Origin of the sequence: Roseofilum acuticapitatum BLCC-M154, assembly GCF_030068475.1 — a bacterium.
In the GTDB taxonomy this organism is placed as follows: domain Bacteria; phylum Cyanobacteriota; class Cyanobacteriia; order Cyanobacteriales; family Desertifilaceae; genus Roseofilum; species Roseofilum acuticapitatum.
This window is the reverse complement of record NZ_JAQOSP010000021.1, coordinates 1-21,391: the sequence shown is the minus strand read 5'-3', so window position 1 is coordinate 21,391 and position 21,391 is coordinate 1. Positions and strand designations below refer to the sequence as shown.

General features: G+C 46.2%; 23 protein-coding genes. 12 read left to right on the top strand and 11 right to left on the bottom strand.

From position 1 onward, the window contains the following. The first annotated feature begins 270 nt into the window (after positions 1–270). Both PMG71_RS03360 and PMG71_RS03355 read left to right on the top strand, forming a co-directional pair. On the top strand, positions 271–1,266 hold the full coding sequence (locus tag PMG71_RS03360) for a methyltransferase domain-containing protein (protein WP_283752229.1): 996 nt from the start codon (positions 271–273) through the stop codon (positions 1,264–1,266). Positions 1,267–1,371: 105 nt separating this feature from the next. Beyond that, on the top strand, positions 1,372–2,079 hold the full coding sequence (locus PMG71_RS03355; protein WP_283752228.1) for a PHP domain-containing protein: 708 nt from the start codon (positions 1,372–1,374) through the stop codon (positions 2,077–2,079). Between the two features lie 191 nt (positions 2,080–2,270). On the opposite strand, the gene PMG71_RS03350 is transcribed toward PMG71_RS03355, so the two are convergent. From PMG71_RS03350 to murJ, 3 genes are all read right to left on the bottom strand, one after another. Next, positions 2,271–3,038 carry a hypothetical protein gene (locus tag PMG71_RS03350; RefSeq protein WP_283752227.1) on the bottom strand — a complete coding sequence of 256 codons (768 nt, stop codon included), beginning with the start codon at positions 3,036–3,038 and terminating at the stop codon, positions 2,271–2,273. Next, the gene (locus PMG71_RS03345; protein ID WP_283752226.1) at positions 3,031–4,176 is read right to left on the bottom strand and encodes an AAA family ATPase; all 1,146 of its coding nucleotides are present in this window, start codon (positions 4,174–4,176) and stop codon (positions 3,031–3,033) included. The genes PMG71_RS03350 and PMG71_RS03345 overlap by 8 nt, the downstream gene beginning before the upstream one ends. 309 nt (positions 4,177–4,485) lie before the next feature. Beyond that, entirely contained in the window at positions 4,486–6,099 is a 1,614-nt protein-coding gene (murJ, locus tag PMG71_RS03340) for a murein biosynthesis integral membrane protein MurJ (protein WP_283752225.1), read from the bottom strand. 185 nt (positions 6,100–6,284) lie between these two features. Here murJ and PMG71_RS03335 point away from each other — a divergent pair, with 185 nt between their 5' ends. The 5 genes from PMG71_RS03335 to PMG71_RS03315 all read left to right on the top strand — a co-directional run bounded on the left by PMG71_RS03335 (position 6,285) and on the right by PMG71_RS03315 (position 10,052). Further along, positions 6,285–6,821: a DUF3172 domain-containing protein gene (locus PMG71_RS03335; RefSeq protein WP_283752224.1), complete on the top strand. Its 537-nt coding sequence runs from the start codon at positions 6,285–6,287 to the stop codon at positions 6,819–6,821. 121 nt (positions 6,822–6,942) lie between these two features. Further along, on the top strand, positions 6,943–7,608 hold the full coding sequence (locus tag PMG71_RS03330; protein ID WP_283752223.1) for a TIGR00266 family protein: 666 nt from the start codon (positions 6,943–6,945) through the stop codon (positions 7,606–7,608). 5 nt (positions 7,609–7,613) lie between these two features. After that, positions 7,614–8,294 carry a TIGR00266 family protein gene (locus PMG71_RS03325; protein ID WP_283752222.1) on the top strand — a complete coding sequence of 227 codons (681 nt, stop codon included), beginning with the start codon at positions 7,614–7,616 and terminating at the stop codon, positions 8,292–8,294. Between the two features lie 271 nt (positions 8,295–8,565). Beyond that, positions 8,566–9,264, top strand: coding sequence for a TIGR00266 family protein (locus tag PMG71_RS03320; protein WP_283752221.1), 699 nt, complete (start codon positions 8,566–8,568; stop codon positions 9,262–9,264). Positions 9,265–9,275: 11 nt separating this feature from the next. Then, entirely contained in the window at positions 9,276–10,052 is a 777-nt protein-coding gene (locus tag PMG71_RS03315; RefSeq protein ID WP_283752220.1) for a M48 family metallopeptidase, read from the top strand. A 191-nt stretch (positions 10,053–10,243) separates the two neighbouring features. Here the strand turns inward: PMG71_RS03315 and recJ are convergent, their stop codons facing one another. Further along, a complete protein-coding gene (gene recJ / locus PMG71_RS03310) occupies positions 10,244–12,547 on the bottom strand; it encodes a single-stranded-DNA-specific exonuclease RecJ (RefSeq protein WP_283752219.1) in 2,304 nt (767 codons plus the stop codon). A 4-nt stretch (positions 12,548–12,551) separates the two neighbouring features. Beyond that, entirely contained in the window at positions 12,552–12,887 is a 336-nt protein-coding gene (locus tag PMG71_RS03305) for a hypothetical protein (protein ID WP_283752218.1), read from the bottom strand. 43 nt (positions 12,888–12,930) lie between these two features. Here PMG71_RS03305 and cdf31 point away from each other — a divergent pair, with 43 nt between their 5' ends. Beyond that, positions 12,931–13,824, top strand: coding sequence for a CDF family zinc efflux transporter Cdf31 (gene cdf31, locus PMG71_RS03300; RefSeq protein WP_283752217.1), 894 nt, complete (start codon positions 12,931–12,933; stop codon positions 13,822–13,824). A gap of 81 nt (positions 13,825–13,905) precedes the next feature. Here the strand turns inward: cdf31 and PMG71_RS03295 are convergent, their stop codons facing one another. The 4 genes from PMG71_RS03295 to PMG71_RS03280 all read right to left on the bottom strand — a co-directional run bounded on the left by PMG71_RS03295 (position 13,906) and on the right by PMG71_RS03280 (position 16,575). Continuing rightward, entirely contained in the window at positions 13,906–14,508 is a 603-nt protein-coding gene (locus PMG71_RS03295; RefSeq protein ID WP_283752216.1) for a DnaJ domain-containing protein, read from the bottom strand. A 139-nt stretch (positions 14,509–14,647) separates the two neighbouring features. Continuing rightward, a complete protein-coding gene (locus tag PMG71_RS03290; protein ID WP_283752215.1) occupies positions 14,648–15,244 on the bottom strand; it encodes an ATP-dependent Clp protease proteolytic subunit in 597 nt (198 codons plus the stop codon). Positions 15,245–15,304: 60 nt separating this feature from the next. Further along, positions 15,305–15,994: an ATP-dependent Clp protease proteolytic subunit gene (locus tag PMG71_RS03285; protein ID WP_283752214.1), complete on the bottom strand. Its 690-nt coding sequence runs from the start codon at positions 15,992–15,994 to the stop codon at positions 15,305–15,307. Between the two features lie 83 nt (positions 15,995–16,077). Beyond that, positions 16,078–16,575 (bottom strand): ureidoglycolate lyase, encoded by a 498-nt coding sequence (locus PMG71_RS03280; protein WP_283752213.1) that lies wholly within the window; start codon positions 16,573–16,575, stop codon positions 16,078–16,080. A 167-nt stretch (positions 16,576–16,742) separates the two neighbouring features. Between PMG71_RS03280 and PMG71_RS03275 the strand changes: the two genes are divergently transcribed. Continuing rightward, entirely contained in the window at positions 16,743–18,005 is a 1,263-nt protein-coding gene (locus tag PMG71_RS03275; protein ID WP_283752212.1) for a GTP cyclohydrolase II, read from the top strand. A 185-nt stretch (positions 18,006–18,190) separates the two neighbouring features. Here PMG71_RS03275 and PMG71_RS03270 read toward each other — a convergent pair whose 3' ends face one another. Next, on the bottom strand, positions 18,191–18,610 hold the full coding sequence (locus tag PMG71_RS03270) for a peptidylprolyl isomerase (RefSeq protein WP_347179191.1): 420 nt from the start codon (positions 18,608–18,610) through the stop codon (positions 18,191–18,193). A gap of 182 nt (positions 18,611–18,792) precedes the next feature. Further along, a complete protein-coding gene (locus PMG71_RS03265; RefSeq protein WP_283752211.1) occupies positions 18,793–19,461 on the bottom strand; it encodes a cytochrome b/b6 domain-containing protein in 669 nt (222 codons plus the stop codon). A gap of 153 nt (positions 19,462–19,614) precedes the next feature. On the opposite strand from PMG71_RS03265, the gene PMG71_RS03260 reads away from it, so the two are divergent. Genes PMG71_RS03260 through PMG71_RS03250 form a run of 3 tightly spaced genes read left to right on the top strand, consistent with a single transcriptional unit; the run spans position 19,615 to position 21,292 of the window. Beyond that, positions 19,615–20,055 (top strand): MerR family DNA-binding protein, encoded by a 441-nt coding sequence (locus PMG71_RS03260; protein WP_283752210.1) that lies wholly within the window; start codon positions 19,615–19,617, stop codon positions 20,053–20,055. Beyond that, positions 20,048–20,290 (top strand): thioredoxin family protein, encoded by a 243-nt coding sequence (locus PMG71_RS03255; protein WP_283752209.1) that lies wholly within the window; start codon positions 20,048–20,050, stop codon positions 20,288–20,290. Before PMG71_RS03260 ends, PMG71_RS03255 begins: the two co-directional genes overlap by 8 nt. Before the next feature lie 15 nt (positions 20,291–20,305). Continuing rightward, on the top strand, positions 20,306–21,292 hold the full coding sequence (locus tag PMG71_RS03250; RefSeq protein ID WP_283752208.1) for a permease: 987 nt from the start codon (positions 20,306–20,308) through the stop codon (positions 21,290–21,292). Positions 21,293–21,391 lie beyond the last annotated feature (99 nt).

Sequence of the window (21,391 nt, the reverse complement as noted above, 5' to 3'; positions counted from 1 at the left end):
TAGGGAGCGATTAAAAATTTAGGGAGCGATTAAAAATTTAGGGAGCGATTAAAAATTTAGGGAGCGATTAAAAATTTAGGGAGCAAGATGCTCCCACTCCAGTCAGATCAAGGGATTAGAGGAGTGTGGGCATCTTGCCCGCTTCTTAACAAATTTTCATGTCCGCTTGCGGAAACCGGACTTGATATCACCCTTTATCCGGACTTGATATCAGAAATCCCTTATGCTAAATAGAGCATTCAGTCAGTGTAAGAAAACAGCAAAGATTTGATGAATATCTGGTATTTAACAGGGGGGGTAATAGTGGGTTTAGTGGCGATCGCCATTATCCTCTATCTCGTCACCGCCCGTCGCTATGAATCCTCCGCCTCCGTCGCCAACTCCTACGACCAATGGACAGAGGAAGGCATCCTAGAATTCTACTGGGGCGAACATATCCATCTCGGCCATTATGGCTCCCCTCCAGAGCGCAAAAACTTCCTCAGCGCTAAAGCCGATTTTGTTCATGAAATGGTGCGTTGGGGTGGCTTAGATGCCCTACCCCCCAACACCACCGTCCTAGATGTCGGCTGTGGCATTGGCGGCAGTAGTCGGATATTAGCGCAAGATTACCACTTTGACGTAACTGGCATTACCATCAGCCCCCAACAAGTCAAACGCGCCCAAGAGTTAACCCCAGAAGGACTGAGCGCGAAATTTGCCGTCGATGATGCCATGGCGCTCTCCTTCCCCGATGCCAGTTTTGATGTCGTCTGGTCAATTGAAGCCGGGCCCCATATGCCCGATAAAGCCATTTTTGCCCAAGAACTGCTCCGAGTCCTCAAACCAGGGGGAATTTTAGTCGTTGCCGACTGGAATCAACGGGATGACCGAAAAATCCCCCTCAATGGCTTAGAGCGCGTCATTATGAAACAACTTTTAGATCAGTGGTCTCATCCTGCATTTTCCAGCATTGAAGGGTTTGCCGAACTGCTAGAAGCCACAGGATACACCGAAGGACAGGTCATCACTGAGGATTGGACAGAAGAAACCCTTCCCTCCTGGCTCGATTCCATTTGGCAAGGAGTCGCTCGACCAGAAGGCCTGATCAAGTTTGGCCTCCCCGGTTTAATTAAATCCTTGCGAGAAGTGCCGACATTGTTGCTGATGCGCGTCGCTTTTGGTACGGGTTTATGTCGGTTTGGCATGTTTCGCGCCATTCGGGGACATGACCCCACAGATCTCCAAAAATCCCAATCTACTCAGGTAAGTACAATTGCTTCTTAGCCCTACTTATGATTCTCATGACTCTTCCCAATAGAGGAATGGATGTTACATAAGTTCAAAATTGGCTATAGTAGACAACAAGAGTTTATCTTGAGATTGAGAAAGATGACGATCAATCTAGCTCCAGCTCCAACCCCATCAAACCAGGTTGGAGAACAGGAGGAAGCGCGGGCCCTCAGAGAAGTATTCGCACAAGTGGATGAAAGGAGTTGCCCCAATTCCTATAATTTTCATATGCATAGTCAGTTTTCGGATGGGAGATTACGCCCAGAAGAGATTATTGACCAGGCGATCGCGATAGGATTGAAAGGACTGGCCATCACCGATCACCATAGTGTCGGCGGTTACCAAGTCGCCCGGAACTGGCTCAATCATAGCCATCTCAGCCCGAAACCCTCCCTCCACCTCTGGAGCGGTGTAGAAATCAATGCCTATTTGTCTAAAACGGAAGTTCATATTCTCGGTTATGCCTTTGACCCCAATCATCGAGCTTTAGCCCCCTATCTCCAAGGCCATGCGGTCAAGGGAGAAGCCTATCAAGCTTCAGCCGTGATTGATGCCATCCATCAAGCGGGGGGTTTGGCGGTTTTGGCTCATCCGGCTCGATATCGTTATCCCGCTACTGAACTGATTCCTGAAGCCGTTTATTTGGGAATTGATGGGGTGGAAACCTATTACGCTTACAATAATCCCAATCCTTGGACACCGAGTCCCAAACAAACGGCTCAAGTACGTCAACTAGGGGAGTTCTATAGCTTGCTGCATACTTGTGGCACAGATACCCATGGCGAGAATATCCAGAAGCGATTGTAATGGTTGGCAGCCCCCCACACAGATGAGACATTGGGGGTTGTCCAGAGTTGCTCTAAGGTATCGCTGATGAACTATGCTAGAGAAGAGGCGATCGCACTTACCCCCTTTAAACTCAGTATCAGAAGCATCAACCCTTGCCACTCTGGGACAATGATCTCTCAAGTATTAGGAAGTTTGATGAAATTGAAGGCTTATTGTATCACTCCAGAAAGAATGGGAATCAGCCAGGTTTCAATTTCACAAAGATAACTGGCTAATCCTGTATTCTCACCCCTTTCTCGCAGCACCTCTAGATCAGTTGCTTCCCAACATTGCTGTTCCCGTGAATAGTCATTCCTAGTGAGCTTGTAGAGAACAGACTTAGCATTTCTGAGTTCTTGGGGTTCAGGTGAACGCAATTTATACGCTTCTAGACAAGGATCGAAACTCAGTTTTTTGACCATATCCTCTAACAATTCTCTTTCTTGTGCATCGCCTGGTATAAATCCATTCAGCACCCAGGCTTCTCGATTGCGATCGGGTGTACCAATAATGATCTCTAATTGTGGTTTCTTGCTAATTTCCTCTGAACGCACGTCCTCAAGATGTTGTCTTCTCTCCGGTTGGTTATCTAAATCGCGAATAAATAGAATGGCTTTAATCTCCCGTTGTCGTTGCAGGAAACGCACTAAGTTCAAAATCTTCCTAGCTGCTGCACCATCTGTTTTCAGCTTTGCTCCTTTACCCCCTAGAAATCTAGGTGGTTTATAACCTAACTCTTGTTTAAAGAAATCGATAATTACCTTGATATCTTTCCAGCAAGAAAACTCCGTACCCTCTTTTAATCCCCTCCATTGAAAATAGTAAGGAAGCTGATCGCTATCCAACCATTCAACCGTTTCTAAAAATACTCGCTCTGCTAATTTCGTCCCAAGCTCTGCATCTGCCCTCGCTTCAACAATGACAATAAATTCAACCATTCATTTCTCCAGCCACTACCCAGTCTTCTCCCTCAGCATCCCAGAACTCTCCCGTAGTTAAAGTTTGCTGCGCCCATTCTACATCCGGATGTTCATCCAAGCGTTTACAAGCAGAAAATCCAGAATTTATATGACTTAACACATGAACTTGAGAAGGGTTTAACTCATCAACAATGTAAGGAGAGTGAGTCGAAAAAATGATTTGTAAGTTAGGATTCTCTTTAAGAATTGTCTGTAATACCTTAACTAAGTCTCGTTGTGCCTTCGGATGCAATCCCTGATCGATATCATCCAGTAACACTAAGTTGGCTTGTTTCGGATACATTAAAACAGTCAGTAACCCCAAGGCGAGTAGAGTCCCTTCACTAATGGCATGAGCGGGAATACGCTCCCCCGTATTCATATCTAAAACAACTTCTTTTCCTGCCCTATCTTGACTGTCAGTATAGGAAATTGATTGGCCGTCAATATTTATGACTCGCTGTCGATTAACCATTACACTGGTACGTCTTAGTCCAACCTTTTTCACACCTGGAACGACTTGTTTTAGCAGTTTTTGCAACTGTTCAAATCGATCGGGTTTTTCATCACGGAGATAGTCTAAAATTAGAGCAAAATTGGAGCCATCAAATGTCATTTTTGGAGTAACATCATCACTATAAGCAGGTTTAGCCAAATTACCAGCAACTAGCTTCAAATAAACCGGATAGTTGAAAACTTGTGGTATCGGAAAATCTGCTTGACTTAATGAGCTTGACCATCTCTCGATTTTGCCCTCTTGCCCTTCATCTATCTTCCATAATGCCATCGGTAACCAACGATTTTCAGGATTTTCTACCTTGTTCCATTGATAGGAAACTGTCCAGTCTTGTCGTCGATCTCGATCTCCCCAAAAACCCCTAGCTGTAACTGACATTTGAGTTGCGCCAATCGTCGTTATAAATTGAGGAGATTGTTCATTTTCAAAAATCTCTGCAAATGAGGAACTCCCCAGCCGAACGAGATACTGCAAGGCTTGTAAGATCGAAGTTTTACCTGAACTATTTTGACCCACCAGTGCATGGAGTCGAGAATGATCGAACTTCAATTCGGTAGAGCGATGACTTTTGAAATTACAGAGTTTGACCGTTTCTAGCATTTAATGATAATGACTATTCTTTGTCTTGAGTTAAATTCCTGATTTTACTCGAAATTCTACCAAATCTATCGATTTAACGCCACGTTCTTTATTCTCTCAAATTTTGTGACTTGCTGCTCATGCTCAAACGCTGAAGCAAGAATTTCAGCAAGGAACAGTTAAACGAGGAACGGTAGACGATCTAATTACTGATTTACTTGAGGATGAGGATGGAGATAGTCTGGAGCAGTAGCTTTAAGAGAGCGTTTAAGAAATTGGCCAAGAAACACCCTCAATTCACGTCACTTTTAGTTAAGTGCATTATCTAGCCTACCGTCTGAACTTTTGTCTGATCCGAGCGATAAATGATTGGGTTTCGGGTAACTTCAAGGGGAGACACAAGAGGATAAAAATGGCTAAACCGATACCTCCGGAAATGGAGAGTTGCAGGAGATGGAAGAGGAAGGTGGGGGTTGTCCAGAGTTGTTCTAAGGTGTCGTTGATGAACCACGCTAGAGAGGAGGCGATCGCACTTACCCCCGTTAGACTCAGTATCGGAAGCATCCACCCTTGCCAGCGTAATCCCTGAAGCTTGCGATCTAGTAAAACAATCATCGCCACCATGGAAAACAGGTTAACGCCAACGGTAGCTAAAACTAAACCGGGTGCGCCAAAGGACTGAATTAATACATAATCTAACACCCCATTTAAGACAATGCTAATCGTGCTAATCCGAAAAGGGGTTTGGCCATCTCCGAGGGCATAAAAGACACGCACCAATACATCTCGCCCCAAGTAAACAAACATACCAATGCCGTAGGCCACCAGTAAACTAGAAACAAACTGGGAGGCTTGGGGGTTGAAGGCTCCGCGCTCGTAAACTACCCGGACGATCGCATCACTGAGGGCAATCATCAATCCTCCTAACGGTAACATGCTTAGGGCCGTCAGAATCATCCCTTGGCGGATGCGCTGCTTCAGTTCTGGCCAATTTTCGGGTTCCGTGAGTCGGGAAAACACGGGTAATAAGGGAACCAAGAGCATATTGGAGAGAATACCCAGAGGCGTTTGCACTAATAAGCCCGCATATCCCAAGGCTGAGGCGGTTTGGGGGATGAAGGAAGCAAAAAAGAGGTCAGTATAAACATTAATCTGCATCATGCCAGAAGAAAGGGTTGCCGGGCCCAGCACCCGCAAGATTTGACCGACTCCCGGTTGGCGAAACTGAAACCTGAGTCGCAGGGTTCCCAACCCCGATCGCCATTGCACCACCAGTTGCGCGAACCATTGGATCGCCGCACCTCCTAGAGTCCCCCAGGCAAGCACTTGCCCCCCGATACGAGCATATTCAGGGTTGATGATATCGGAGCCTAATTGCAGGAAGAGAGCGCCTAAACTAGCCAAAATCGTCAAGCTAGAAAACAGGGGACTAATGGAGGGGAGAAAATACTGATCGCCTGCATTTAATGTGCCAAATCCAATACCAATCCAACCTGCTAGGAGTGCCAGGGGAGCCATGATCCGCAGTTGTGCCACGGCGATCGCATGAATTTCCAAACCTTCTGGAGTCCCTGCTAGACCTGGAGCCACCAAATTAATCAGGGGATCGGCTGCTACCATCAGAAAGAGGGTAACCGGCAGTAAGATCAGGCTGATTAAGGTAGTAATCGTTTCTACCAACGGCGCAGCCTCTTCCGGTTTTCGCTTGGCTAAAGCACTAACAATGGCACTATGAAAGGGGCCGTTAATGCCCCCTAGGAGGATCAGTAGGAAACCGGGAATTACATAGGCATAGGTATAGGCATCTACCGCCGGCCCCACGCCAAAAGCAGCCGCGATCGCCTGTTGGCGGACTAAACCCGCCACTTTACTCACTAAGGTGGCGATCGCCACTAACCCCGCAATTCCCGCTAAAGAGCGAGATGATTTAGAAGATTCTGACACAATTAATGATTAACCATTAAAACTTAAACATTTGGGTAGAGTCACAGGATAAGCCCCAGTATACAAGAAGAGTCATCGTCTTAGACTGAGGGGATCGGTGGGCGATCTATGAAGAAACTCGTCATACTAGATTGGAGAGGGAATTAACTCAACTTCTAGCTTTCCTGTGTGCTAACCTAAAATCTATGACTAGAACCAGCTCAAGACGCAAATCAACCGGTAATTTCGGCTCTAAATCTTCTCCCTTCAACTATACGTTGGTGGCACTGATGGGGGGGATCTTTGTTCTGGGGATCGGCATTGGGATTGCCTTTAGCTCCACCACCACCCTATCGCCGGAAAATGTGGCTTCCCGTGATTTTATCGATCGCAGTGCCCCCGATCCGGAATTATGCGTGAAATATGGAGCCAGTGCCATGGTGATGGATACTCGTCTCTTTGTTACCTTAAACCCCTTTAGCGTCTATATCTCTCAACCCGCAATGCAACCGGGATGCGTACTGAGGCGCAATAACTGGGTTGTTCTGGAGCAGCGTAACCTTCTGCCTCGCGATAAGTTTAATGACTGCAAGAATCGCATGAATACCTTTGCTTACACCGGCAGCATTGACAGTAACCCCAAGGTGAATTGTGTGTATCAAAATGATAGTGCTGAGAACTTCTTCCTCAGTCAGCCAGGGTTAAATCCCGGAGGAACTGCGCCGGAGAGCGATCGCTTTTAATCCGTTTTTAATTACAGTCAGTAACAGAAACTTAAAGCAAACCTAAAAAAATCACCTCCAGTCGAGAAAAATATGCTACCCCTGTCGGTAATTGAGATTATCCTACAGGGGATTAAACATTGTGCCCTATGAAATTCGCTATAAACCCGCATTTGCGGCTGTTTTTGTCACCCTGAATCCTGGAGAACAAATCATCGCTGAAGCCGGAGCGATGACGAGCATGGATGCAGCGATATCCATGAAAACCGAGTTTTCTGGGGGCTTCTTTTCTGCCTTAGTGCGGAACTTTTTGGGAGGAGAATCCCTATTTGTTAATCGCTTTCAAAATAACACCCAAAAACCCTTAACTGTCGTCTTTACTCAATCCTTAATTGGCGATATTGAATGTGTGGAATTAACCGGTAATGCCCTCTGTTTACAACCGGGGGCTTATATTGCCAGCACTCCCAACATTCAATTAGGAGTACGTTGGGCTGGTTTTGCTAGTTGGTTTGCTGGAGAAGGACTATTTAAGCTCAAAGTCAGTGGTAATGGAAAAGTCTTTTTTGGCGCTTATGGAGGCATTAGCCAACAGAGTGTATCGGGAGAATTTATTGTTGATAATAGCCATTTAGTTGCCTACAGTCCCAATATTAAAATGAGTATTGGTTTATCGGGAGGTCTGATTAGCTCCCTCACTTCCGGTGAAGGATTTGTGAATCGGCTAAAAGGAAAAGGTGTCATTTATCTGCAATCGAGAAGTATTAGTGGTTTGGTTGGTTTTTTACGTCCCAAAGTACGCAATTAAAGATTATGGAGATTCAATTACTTAAACAGCCTGATAGTGCGATCGCCAAAGTCACCATTAACAGTGGTGAAGAAATCATTGCTCAAGCTGGCGCAATGGTGGCTATGAGCGGCTTTATTAACTCTAGTACCACCCTGCGTCAAGGCAAAGGAGGCGGCATTATGGGCGGACTCAAACGCATGTTAGGGGGGGAATCCCTCTTTTTAAGTGTGTTTCGTTCTCCCACACCCAATGGGGAGATTTTCCTGGCTCCTAAACTGATGGGAGATCTGATGGTTTACGAGATGACTGGACAGGAATTAGTCGTACAAGCTGCCTCCTATTTAGCTTGTGCCACTGATGTCATTATTGACCTAGGTTTTGAAGGCTTAAAATCCTTCTTTTCTGGTGAATCCATTTTTTGGCTAAAAATCTCAGGATTCGGCCCCGTCATTCTTACATCATTTGGTGGCATTTATGAAATTGAAGTCAATGGCGAATATATTGTTGATACAGGGCATATTGTCGCCTTTGAACGCAGTTTGAATTTTGAAATTGGTAAAGCCAATTCTAGTTGGTTAGGGGCATTCTTTGGCGGTGAAGGCTTTATTTGTCGATTTAAAGGCAATGGCAAAGTGTACTGCCAAACCCATAATCCCGGAAACTTTGGATTTACCGTTGGTTCTCAACTCCCTGAGCGTCAATAGTTGCCAATTATCGTAGTGCAGTGACACAGCTAAAAATGTGCATTAGCGTAGGGTGGGTTAGGCGGCTAAAACCTAGACTGTGATAGCAATCTCTCAATCCGCCGTAACCCACCATTTTAGAGTTGTCACAGTAGTCGGTTGTTTCAGCTAATTTGATGCATTACAGAAGTGCGTAGCGTAGCATGTCCGCAGGACATTGCTCGCTGTTGTTTTCCCTAGCGAGCGAGACGCTCGCACTCCAATTACTCATTACTACCCATTACCGATTATCATGTCACAATTTAGTTATAAAATCGACCATTCTCCCGCTTACGCCTCCCTAGTGCTGAATTTACGCCCCCAACAAAAGGTATTAGTAGAAGCCTCCGCCATGGCTGCCATGGATACCAGTATTACCATGCAGTCTAAAATGAAGGGCGGGATGCTCAAAAGTGTGGGCAGAATGTTTGGGGGTGAGTCTCTATTTATTAATGAATTTACTGCCCAAAAACAAGCCGGATCGTTATATATTTCTCCGGGAGTACCAGGGGATATTGAATATTATGCTCTGGATGGCACTAAGAGTTTAATGGTACAATCTTCTGGGTTTGTCGCTTGTAGCGATACAGTTGAAATTGACACGAATTTTCAGGGTTTTAAAGGATTTTTTAGTGGGGAGTCTTTGTTTCTGTTGCGTGCCAGTGGCAGGGGAGATTTTTGGTTTAGTTCCTATGGCGCAATTATCGAGATTCCGGTGACCAGAGATTATGTGGTTGATACGGGTTATGTGGTTGCTTTTGAAGATACTTTGCAGTATAATGTAGAGATGATTGGAGGATTAAGTTTTAAGAGTTTGAAAACGGGAATATTAGGCGGAGAAGGTCTGGTTTGTCGCTTTAGGGGACAAGGGAGATTATGGATTCAAACCCGTGGAATTTATCCTTTATTGAACTTTTTATATCCGTTTCGTCCGGTTAAAAGTAGTAGTTAGAAGAGTGAACGATGAGCGATCGCAATCCTCCCACGAGCAACCGCCAGTTATTGATCCTTGTGGGCTTGTTTGTGCTGGCGATCGCCCTCACCATTTGGGGAGGATTAGCACTTGCCGATTTTGCCATTACCCGAATTCCCGTCAGTGTGGAACAAAAGCTCGGCGCTGTCATTGTTCCCATCTATGAGCAGCAAGCGCAAGACTCTGTAGAGCAAGACACCCTCAACCAACTGCTAGACAGACTAGAGAGCCATGTAGACGACGGCGATCGCGACTATCGGGTATTGTATATCAATGAACCCACCGTCAATGCGATCGCCATTCCCGGAGATGTCGTCATCATTTTCCAAGGACTTCTAGAAAACGTCGAATCTGAAAACGAATTGATGATGATTCTCGGCCATGAATTAGGCCATTTTGTCCATCGCGATCACCTAAAACGGTTAGGACGTACCCTAGTAATCCGTCTGGCGATTTCAACCCTTTTTGGTAATCTTGATTGGCTCAATAATGCCAGCACTTGGTTCATTGCCATTAGCAATTCCCGCTATTCCCAATCCCAGGAAACTCAAGCCGATCGCTTCGGTCTTACCCTACTCTATCAAACCTATGGTCATGTGGCTGGTGCGACCGATTTTTTCAGCCGTTTAAGCCAAAACTCTCATCGCAATTGGGATTTTCTGGCAACCCATCCTGCACCGCAAAAACGAGTTCATACTTTAGAACAAGAAATTGAAGCACAAGGTTATCCGCTTCTGGAAAAGCAACCCTTACCTTCACCGCTCTAGCTTCAGTAGAATTTCCAAGAGTGACAGAAGGGTATACGGTGCGTTACGCTGTCGCTAACGCACCCTACGATCTGGATCTTTCCAGGGTTTCTAGGGAGCATGAGCGTAGGGTGGGTTAGGCGGCTAAAACCTAGACTGTGACAGCAATCTCTCAATCCGCCGTAACCCACCATTTTAGGGTTGTCACGGCACTACGATCTGGATCTTTCCAGGGTTTCTAGGGAGATTTGGGCAAAATATTGGCGGCGAAACTGTTCTTCTTGTACCGCAGCAAGAAAGGTATAGATCGGATTCACTTCAGATGGTTTTTGAACTGGATGATAGATAATTTTCCAACCGTTTTCTTCCTCTTTAAGACTAAAACCGATCTGGGATAAAGCAGCTAAACCTAATTGTAAAGTAGTCTCGGTCACTTGCAGTTGATTTTGGAGGCAATCCAGAGTAATGAACTGTTGTTTCCGACTTAAATATTTAGCGATTCCCACTAACTTTTTCCAGATTTCAATGGGGGGAATTGGCGTAAAAGATTCATAGGCGATCGCCACCGGTTTATGTTGTTGAGTGGCTTGCCATAATGCTTGTTCCAGTTCTTGCCAACTGACAGGATTCTTGGTAATTATCCAAGGATCGGACTCAGAAAGTTTTGCTAGATCCTCAAGCTTTTCAGTCCGCCAATCTAGAATAGGGATGTTTTCTGTTTTAGAGGTGGCTAAGTCTTGTTTTTCAGCAGCAACTAAATCAATAATCCGCACATGATATTTTTGTTCCTTATTCACATCTAACTCCACCACCGCATGACATTGACCAGGGGGGATATCTTCTTGATAATGCCCCCACCATAATCCGGGAATGCCGCGATCGCTACTAGAGTCCATTAAGGTAAAATGAGTTTTAATATATTTAACTTTCTTGCCTTGAGCATCCTGAATATTTTTATTAAACTTATGAGTAAACCAACAATTTTTAATCAAAATGCGCGGAACGGGGTTACCCATACCACAGGGTTCTAAATATTTGAGTTCTTGAAAGAGGTCTTTTCCTAAATCAGCCACGGTTAATTGTAGGTCAATATCGAGAAGGGGGGCACGATTAGCCGTCGCTAAAGTACGATAGAGTTCTTGATTTATCCCTTCCGTAAAAAGGGATAAATTTTCTAGGGGTAAGCTCAAACCAGCAGCAAAGGGATGACCGCCAAAACGATGGAGTAAATGGGATTGGCTATTTACCAATTGATAGAGGTCAATATTGGCAACGGAACGGGCCGATCCTTGGGCAAATTTAGACCCCAATTCACTACTTAATAAGATCGTGGGTTTATGGTATTCTTGGGCAATTTGGGAGGCAACTAAACCGAGTACACCAACCGGCCATTCGGGTTTGTGGAGAACGATCGCTTGGGTGGTGGAGAGGTCTAATTGGGAGACTTCAAAGATGGCATCTTGAACGACACTTTGCTGAATTTCCTTGCGTCGAGTATTGGCAAGTTCCGCAGATTCGGCTAAAGAGTGACAGGTTTTTAGGTCTTGGTTGGTGAGCAGTTGGACACAAAAACTAGCATCGCCATAAATGCGACTGACGGCGTTAATTCTTGGGCCAATGCCAAAGGAAATATCGGTGGGGCGATCGCCGGTTTTTCGGCATAAATCCAGTAAACGCCCAATTCCGGGACGACGACGTGCTTCAGGAGGACGCTGATAATCCTGCTGTAAGCACTGGATTCCCCGTTGAGCTAAATAGCGACAATCTCCTTTAAGCTGGACTAAATCGGCAATTAATCCGATCGCCACTAAGTCCAGCAATTCATCTAAGGGAGCTTGGGGAATTTCCGGAAACGCTTGATACAGAGCCTCCACCAGTTTATAGGCTACTGCTACCCCAGATAAATGGAACAGAGGATGATCTTCAGCCAGATAGCGGGGGTTAATGATGGCAACGACTGGGGGGCGGCGATCGGGGAGAGTATGATGATCGGTAATAATGATATCAATGCCTAAAGTTTGGGCGAACTCCACTTCCGTTAAATTGGTGCTTCCCGTATCACAAGTAACAATCAGTTGGGTTCCTTGCTCTGCCAATCGTTCAATTCCAGCAGCATTTAACCCATGGGATTCCGTTAAGCGATTGGGAATATAATAATCTAAATCAGAAGCTAGAAAAAACTGTCCCAATCCATCCCATAAAACCGCCGTAGAAGTCACTCCATCCGCATCAAAATCCCCCCAAATTGTCACCTTTTCCCGTTCTTTTCTCGCTTGCTCTAACCGGGCAATTGCTGATTGCATTTCTGCACCAAATGCAAACGGGCTAGTAGGGGGATACTGCCCAGCAGACAAGAAACGCGCTAAGGTTTCCCGGTCTTGAATTCCCCTCTGCCACAAAATTTGCCCTAGGCGATCGCCTCGGCACAGTTCAGGCAAAAATCGAGCAATTTCTGCTTCAAACCAGTCTGGAAGATGAACTTCAGGAGCAAGTTGCCAGGTTGCCGTTGGTTTCATATTACTATTCTAAATAAGCATTGAGGTCTTCAATCATACGGGTGAGTTCCGCTTCTGTACTGATCCGGAGGCGATCGCTCTTCAGCGTCACCAACACCTTAGCAGCAAAGGGACTCGCATAAATATTAGGATTACAGAAGACCTCTAAGAACACCTCCCCATTATGGCGGTATTCCATCGGCGGTTGAGGGGTTTTCCGTCCTGGAGTCACCGCTTGTGCAGCAGCAGCTTTCAGGCTATCCATCAAGTGATGAATTGCGGCTCTGAGGTCTTGGGCCGCTTCTGGAGTAAAATTGAAAGAGACAGAGCCTTGAGCAAAATTAAGGGTCAGTTGGGTCATAGGTCATAAACTAGATTAAGATTACTTCCTATCCTAGAAGATAATGTTGAAGGATATTCGCTCTCAAGTCCGTCAGGTTTTGCTCATTACCCTAGGACTTAATGTACTGGCATTACTCATTAAGGTGGTCGTGGGTTGGAAAACCGGCTCACTCAGTTTATTAGCTGATGCCCTTCATAGTGTCACCGATAGTGCTAATAATATCTTAGGGTTAGTGGCCAATCAGTTCGCCTCACCCGAACCCGATCGCGAGCATCCCTATGGCCACCAAAAATTTGATGCTATTGGTGCTTTAGGAATTGCCGCATTTTTAGGACTCGCTTGTTTTGAAATTGTCTCTAGTTCCGTCGAGCGTCTCACCTCTGGAGGCGATCCCCTCACCGTTGAATTTCAAGATTTATGGATTTTACTGATTGTTTTGGGGATTAATATTTTTGTCGCCTTTTATGAACGGGGAGTGGGTCAACGCATTGGCAGTGGTATTTTAGTGGCCGATGCCAAACATACCATGAGCGATATTTGGGTAACGATTATGGTATTGGGGGGCTTATTGGGGGTGATGTTGGGCTATCCCCTTTTAGATGTGGTCTTAGCGTTTCCTGTGGCGATCCTGGTGTTTTATAGTGGTTGGGAAGTCATCAAGGATAATTTACCCTGGTTAGTCGATGAAATGGCGATCGCCCCGGAAGCCATTCATAATACCGTTATGGAAGTGCCGGGGGTGATTAACTGCCATGATATTGCCTCACGGGGCGTTGTTGGCCGTCAAGTTTTTATTGAAATGCATTTAATTGTTGATGCGATCGATGTGGCGACTTCCCATGAAATTACCGAAGCCGTAGAAGACCATTTAGAGCGCAAATATCACCCGGTTCGGGTTCTGATTCATGTGGAACCCCCCGATTATCAATCCGATCAAATTACCTTTCAACCCTGAGCCGATCCAGGCATTTTTTCAATGTTTTCCACAGAAAGACCTATTTTTCCACAGTTTCCCGGCACTTTTCCACAACTTTTCTTAAAAAGTATTGATTCCTAAACGGTTGAGATCTTGCTCAATTTCCAGACACAAGCGGCGGTTATGGGGGTCAGTACGTCGTGCTTTTTGCAGATAGAGTAGAGCTTTTTCCGATTGATTTTGTTTGAGTAAATGTTGCCCCTGAGACTGATAGGTAATCGCTTGCCATTGTCGCACTTCTGGATCGAAGGGCAGGCGATCGCGCAAAGCTTCTACTAAGGCGATCGCCCTGGGAAAGCGCTTATTTTTTAACAACTCTCGCAGTTGCTCATAGGAACTTTGCTTTAAAACCCGATCTTGGGGACTTAAGGGAGGAATTTTCACCTTTCGGGGTGCAGGAGCAGGAGGCGGAGTCACCGTTGGTTCAGGAGCAGGATGGGAAAAGGTCTCAAATCCCAACTCAGTATCCGTGACCTCAGACATCTGCTTTAAGAGAATTTCATAGGCTTGAGTTAATTCAATAAATTTATCTTTAGCTTGTCCATCTCCTGGATTTACATCTGGATGGCACACTCGTGCCAATCGTCGATAGGAAGCCTTAACCTCCGCAAAGGAGGCCCCCGGCTTTAAACCCAACAGTCGATAGTAATAGGCGATATTCATCCCCAGACATTAACAACGATACACTCCCCAAACGCCCTCTCCCTAAATCCCTCTCCCAAGTAAGAGGAACCAATGATCCCCTTCTCCTGTGGGAGAAGGGGGTGGGGGATGAGGGTAAGATCTGCTATCCCTCAACCCATTAAACCCGGTCTACAATCACCTTATCGATCAGGCCGTATTCTTTTGCCTCTTCAGCAGACAAGAAATAATCGCGATCGGTATCTTTTTCAATTTTCTCTAGGGGTTGTTTGGTGTGTTTCGCCATTAACTCATTTAACTGGGAACGAGTGCGGAGAATTTGTTGAGCTTCAATTTGAATATCGGTGGCTTGTCGTCTCCCTACACCACCGAGGGGTTGGTGAATCATGATCCGAGAATGGGGGAGAGCCAACCGTTTACCGGGACTTCCCGCAGCCAGTAAAAAGGCTCCCATGGAAGCCGCCAAGCCAACACAAATGGTGATCACTTCTGATTTAATGTGTTGCATGGTGTCGTAAATGGCCATGCCTGCGGTGACCGAACCACCGGGGGAGTTGATATAAAGATAGATGGGTTTATTCTGGTCATCAGAGTCTAGGTAGAGCATCACCGCGACCAGTTGGTTGGCTAAACTATCTGTGACTTCGCGACCGAGGAAAATAATCCGCTCTTGATAGAGGCGATCGTAAATATTAATCCACCGTTCGTAAGGACTTCCGGGGAGACGATAGGGAACACTAGGAACACCGATAGGCATAGGAAAATACCAGAAAAAATGAACAACAAAACAAACAGGTGAACGTTAATTGCCCAAGGGTTAGGAACTCATGGCAGGCATGGGTTGAGGAAGATCCTTGCTACTGGTTAATACTTTATCAATTAAACCGTATTGTTGGGCTTCTTCGGGAGTCAGGTAGAACATGCGATCGGTGTCTTTGGCGATTTTCTCTATGGGTTGGCCCGTATTCTGGGACAAGATCGAGAGCATGGTCTGTTTATTATCCAGCACTTCCTTCGCCCGAATTTGGATATCCGTGGCTTGTCCTTGCGTACCCGTGCGGGGTTGGTTGAGGACGATGGTGGCATGGCTGAGACTGGCGCGACAGCCTTTCGTTCCCGCCGAGAGGATCATGGAAGCCGTTCCCATGGCTTGACCAATACAGATCGTATGCACGGGAGGTTTAATGTAACTGAGGGTATCGCAGATGGCAAAGGCTTCGGTTTCAAAGCCAACGGCTTCTCCTCCGTACCAGGAGGTTCCGGTGGAGTTGATGTAGAAGTAGATCGGTTTTTCGGAGTTGTCAAACTGTAGATACAACAGTTGGGCGATAATCAGTTCAGTAACATCGATACCGACTTGTTGTTTCACTTGATCGTCGGAAAATAGGGGCATCCCTAGATAGACGATGCGTTCCTTGAGGAGTAAGGAGGCTAAATCGGGAGGGGGAGTTCGATAATAGGCATCTCCGTAGTAGGGAGATTGTGCGGCCTTAATCGGTGTATCCATAGACTAGGATTGCTATTGAATGGGTGTTTGCTAATGTTTCTTATGGTAGCGCGATATTGAGATTTAATCGGACGGAAAACCCCCTAAAGCTCGATGATGTCACAACTTATGCCATAGGTTGAATGCAGATTACAGGTTTGATGATCGGTAATGTTGGTATCGCTCAATTCTAGGTTATAAAAATCCACGAAATCATGGTCAATATAAGGGCCAGCGTGCCAAGTTCCCAGATGGAGTTTGACGAAGCAGTTACCGGGAATATGAAAGGCGCGGATCTGCTCTGGGTCGGGTTGGGGGGTTTCACTGGGAGGGGCAACGGCTAAAAACCAATCTTTACCTTCAAGCGATCCTAGACATTGGGTGCAGTTTTGATGACGGGTGATGGCAGTAAATTTGCGCCCGTTTTGGTGTAAGCGCATGATGTAAAATCGGGGAGTTCCGCGATCGAGGATCAGTTGAGCATCTTGAAGATCGTAGGGTTTGTCATCGTCAGTGGCCCAGATGACTTGACCGTAGGGTGCAAAGGTTTCTGGGGCGATCCAGGGTGCGGGAAGGGTTTGCAGTTTTAGGGTTTGGGTCATGGGAAAGGGGGAGTGGGCTAGATTGCGGATCAGGATATTCCTAGTTTAAACGTCTGGGGAGTGCGATGACTTCGCGATGCGGAGCATTATCGCCGCACCATTTTCTGCCCCACTCTCGAAAATCGTGACACAATAAACTATCCACTTTCAACTCTGCACTGGTATCCATGGCTGATTCGACCCGTCGTAAGTCTAAACCCATTGTCCTCACTTCCCATCCTCGCAGCAGTGGGACAAAACCGATCGCCGTTGATTGGGGAAATGCCGATCCCATTGCTAGGGGGCCAGTGATTGCTACATTAACCAATCCAGCTCACCGCAATGTGATTGGAACTCACTCCGGGTCTTATGCCATTTATCGCGCTCTAGCCGTAGCTCGTCAAGCGCTCAACCCCGAACATCGAGCGGATTTAACTAATACTGCGCCTGTAGCGGATATTGGCCCCCATCCCAGTTGGAGAGATCCGGATAAGATTGTCTCCCTAGACCCCTTTGGCGCTCGTGTAGGTGAAATTTATACCCAATTTTATGAACAGGGGATTGATATTCGACCGACGATCGCCATTACTCAAGCTCATATTAATATGCCGGAACTTCAGGAAGCGGTGAGTAAGGGACGGTTGCAAGCGGATGGCAAGATCCTCAAGGAAGGAGGAGATTTAGTGGTGGTTAAAGCGGCGATCGAACCGGTGTGGTATTTACCGGGAATCGCTAAACGCATTGGAGTCGAGGAAATGGATCTGCGTCAAGCTTTGTTTGAGCAGACGGGGGGCATGTTTCCGGAGTTGGTGACCCGTCCGGATTTGGTGTTATATTTACCCCCGATTGGCGGCATGACGGTTTATTTGATTGGGGATTTAAGGGCAATTTCGGATCGCGATCGCCCCATCGCCGTCCGTGTCCATGATGAGTGTAATGGTTCCGATGTCTTTGGCTCTGACATTTGCACCTGTCGCCCCTATCTTGCCCATGGCATCGAGGTCTGTATTCGCACCGCTCAAGAAGGGGGTCTAGGGGTGATTGTTTACTTCCGCAAGGAGGGTCGCGCCCTTGGTGAAGTTACGAAGTTTTTGGTATATAATGCTCGCAAACGCCAAGAAGGAGGCGATCGCGCCAAAGCCTATTTTGAGCGCACCGAATGTGTCGCTGGAGTGCAAGACATGCGCTTTCAGGAATTTATGCCCGATGTCCTCCACTGGTTGGGCATAACCCGCATTGACCGATTAGTGTCCATGAGCAACATGAAATATGATGCCATTACCAACTCCGGCATTGAAGTCATCGAGCGGGTTCCCATTCCCCCAGAATTAATTCCCAAAGATGCCCAAGTAGAAATAACAGCCAAACGAGCAGCCGGATATTATGCACCAGAAGAAGTTCCGGATGTAGAGATGCTAGAGCAAACCCTAGGTCGCGGTTTAGAGGGATAGTTTTGGGGATGGGGGGATGGGGAGATGGGGGAATGGGGGAATGGGGGGATGGGGGAATGGGGGAATGGGGGGATGGGGGAATGGGGGAATGGGGGGATGGGGGGATGGGGGGATAGGCCACTCATTACCCATTCCCTATTCCCTATTCCCTATTCCCTATTACCTATTCCCTATTCCCTAATTCTCTACTCTTCGATTTTCACGGAAATAATCTTATCTCCCTTACGAATAGCATTCACCACATCCATATCTTGAGTTTGACCAAATGTGGTATGTACGCCATCTAAATGGGGTTGAGGAGAATGGCAAATAAAAAACTGACTGCCTCCCGTATCCCGACCCGCGTGAGCCATGGATAGGGTTCCAGCCACATGCTTATTATCATTAATTTCGCACTTAATTTTGTAGCCGGGGCCGCCGGTTCCCGTTCCTAGGGGACAGCCGCCTTGAATCATAAAGTTATCAATGACCCGATGGAAAGTCAGTCCATCATAAAATCCTTTCTGGGATAATTCGACAAAGTTTTTAACCGTGTTAGGAGCATCTCCATCGAACAATTCTAGGTTAATTGTCCCTTTTTCGGTTTCCATAATGGCGCGGGTCATAGCTTCTCCTTGAGGGGAATTTATACAACCTTTCTACCCTATCACAAATTGGGTCGTTCTAGAATAGATCTGGGCAGGAGAATGGGGAAATGCTAGACAAGGCAGGCGATCGCACTTGAGTCTACCCATTTTTAATTTTTTCGGCTGTCGCCGACATGAAAATTTTTAATTTTTAATTGATATTAGGAAGCGAAGACGGGGAGCAGAAAAGCCAAAATAATACCCCCCATGACCATAATTTCTACTCCTTGGAAAAGCCGACTAGAGGAGATTTTTCTCAGACCTCGTAACCAAGATTTAGGGGTATCTCGATCGCGCCGGGAGAATTGCAACATCGATTGCAATAAGGGCACTCCTCCGACTTTAGCTGCCAGTAACAAATGTAGAGCTAAACTCAGGAATACAATCAGCCATGAAACTAAATGGGCTAAATACCAAGGGCGGTTAATTTCTCCAGCCGGAAGCCATTCTTCTTCCATCATTCTACCGGTAATCACGGCGAAAGTGGCGGCCAGTAACATGAAGGTATTGGCTAAACGGTGCATAAAGATCCACCAAACCGGTTTACCCACCTGTTTTAAGGGATTGAAAGCTTGCTCCTGGATCAGGCGATGATAGCCAATGTGGAAGCTATAGAGGGCAAAGATAGGGAGGAGAAGCAGGAAGGTAACGGCGATCGTGCCGTGAATATCTTGGGTATCCGATAGGTTGGGTAAAGGTAGGCTACCCCAACGCCCATCATAGATGTTATAAACCCAAAATCCGGAAATCAGAGCCAAAATGACCAGAAGGGCGCTGCCACCATGCAAGATTCGCAGGAGAACAGGTTGGTAAGGAATAGACCGGGGCATAAGCAAAAAGGATTCACTCTATTTCGCTTCAACTATAGCAAAATTGATTACGGTTGACTCCGTGCTAAGGATCGGGTTGGCTCAAGGCCTTGACCTTGTACTCGACTATAGGGTTTAGAGTAGGGCTATTGAGCTGGTAACCCAGGGAGATCTATGTTTCAAGTCGGCGAAGTATCGCGCACTTTAGGCATTAATCCACAAACCCTTTACTTTTATGAGCGGATTGGATTAATTCCTCCTCCAGAGCGTACCCCAGCAGGCTATCGGTTGTTCAGTCAGAGCGATATGGAACGTCTGGCTTTTATTGTGCAAGTGAAAGCTTTGGGACTTAGTTTAGATGAGATTAAGGATATTGTCGCGCTTAAGGATGGGCGATCGCTCACTTGTCAAGCCGTACATGAGCGCCTCTGTAAGAAACTTAACGAGATTGAACAGCAGATTCAACAGTTACAAGCTCTGCATAATCAGTTAACCCCATTGGTGAAGTATTGTGCCCAAAATCTAGACATCACTGATCGAGAGTGTATTGTTTTAGATACGGCATATAAGACTCAACCGATGGATCGATTCACTCAGGAGTCAAATGATGAGTAAGATTCAAGTGGAAGTTTTAGGAACCGGCTGTAAAAAATGTCAGCAGTTAGAAGCGAATGCAAAGCAGGCGATCGCCGATCTCAGTCTGGATGCAGAAATTTTACACATTAAAGACGCGATCGAAATTGCCAAGCGGGGAGTCCTCTCCACTCCAGCTTTAATGGTCAACGGGAAACTCGTCGCCAAAGGTAAAGTAATGAGTGCAGAAGAAATTAAACCCTTATTGCAAAATTAGAGGGAAATCTTACCCATGTTCGATCCCTTTTATCCCTTTGATTGGCTCGCTGTTCAAATTATCACCCATCTGTTGGGCATTTCCCTAGACTCACACCTCGGCGAGAGCTTGCGGTTTTTCCTCTATGATGTGCCCAAAATTCTCACTTTACTGATCGTCATTAGTTTTCTCGTCGGTACAGTTCAGAGCTTTTTACAACCGGAGCATGTACGCCATTGGTTAGCCGGAAAACGCCGATTCAGTGGTAATGTTTTGGCCGCCCTAGTGGGAATTGTTACCCCCTTTTGTTCCTGTTCGGCAGTTCCCTTGTTTATCGGCTTTTTGACGGCAGGAATTCCCCTAGGAGTCACTTTTTCCTATCTCATTTCTGCCCCCATGGTGAATGAAGTGGCAGTGGTGTTGCTCTGGGGATTGTTTGGCTTTAAGGTCACCCTGATCTATATTGGCTTTGGGGTTATTTTGGCGATCGCGGCTGGATATATTATCGGTCAACTCAAATTAGAAAGATGGGTAGAATCCTTCGTTTGGCAACTGCCAAAAGTCGATCAATCAGTCCTACTAGAGGATGGCTCAATCTCCTCTCTCACGTGGAAAGAACGATTTAATCAGGGGTGGTTTCAGTCCAGTCAAATTATCAGCTCCGTTTGGATTTATGTAGTCATTGGTATTGCCATTGGTGCAGGCATTCATGGCTATGCCCCCACCTCCTTTATTAGCCAATTTGCCGGTGCAAATAATCCTTTAGCTGTACCCGTTGCCGTTATTCTTGGTGTGCCTCTATATGCCAATATTGCCGGGGTGATGCCCATTAGTGAAGCCTTGGTTACTAAAGGGATTCCTTTGGGTACAGTGTTAGCCTTCACCATGGCAGTCACGGCTTTATCTTTGCCCGAAATCGTGATTTTGCGGAAGGTATTGCGCCCTCAATTATTAGCCGTTTTTATCAGCTTGATGACGGTGGGCATTATTAGCGTAGGTTACTTGTTTAATCAACTGCTATAGCCTTGCTCGAATAGATGATACAGCAGTTTTCGCGCTTTATGTGGGACATCTTGATCCCCCTAAATCCCCCTTAAAAAGGGGGACTTTCCTATTCCCCCC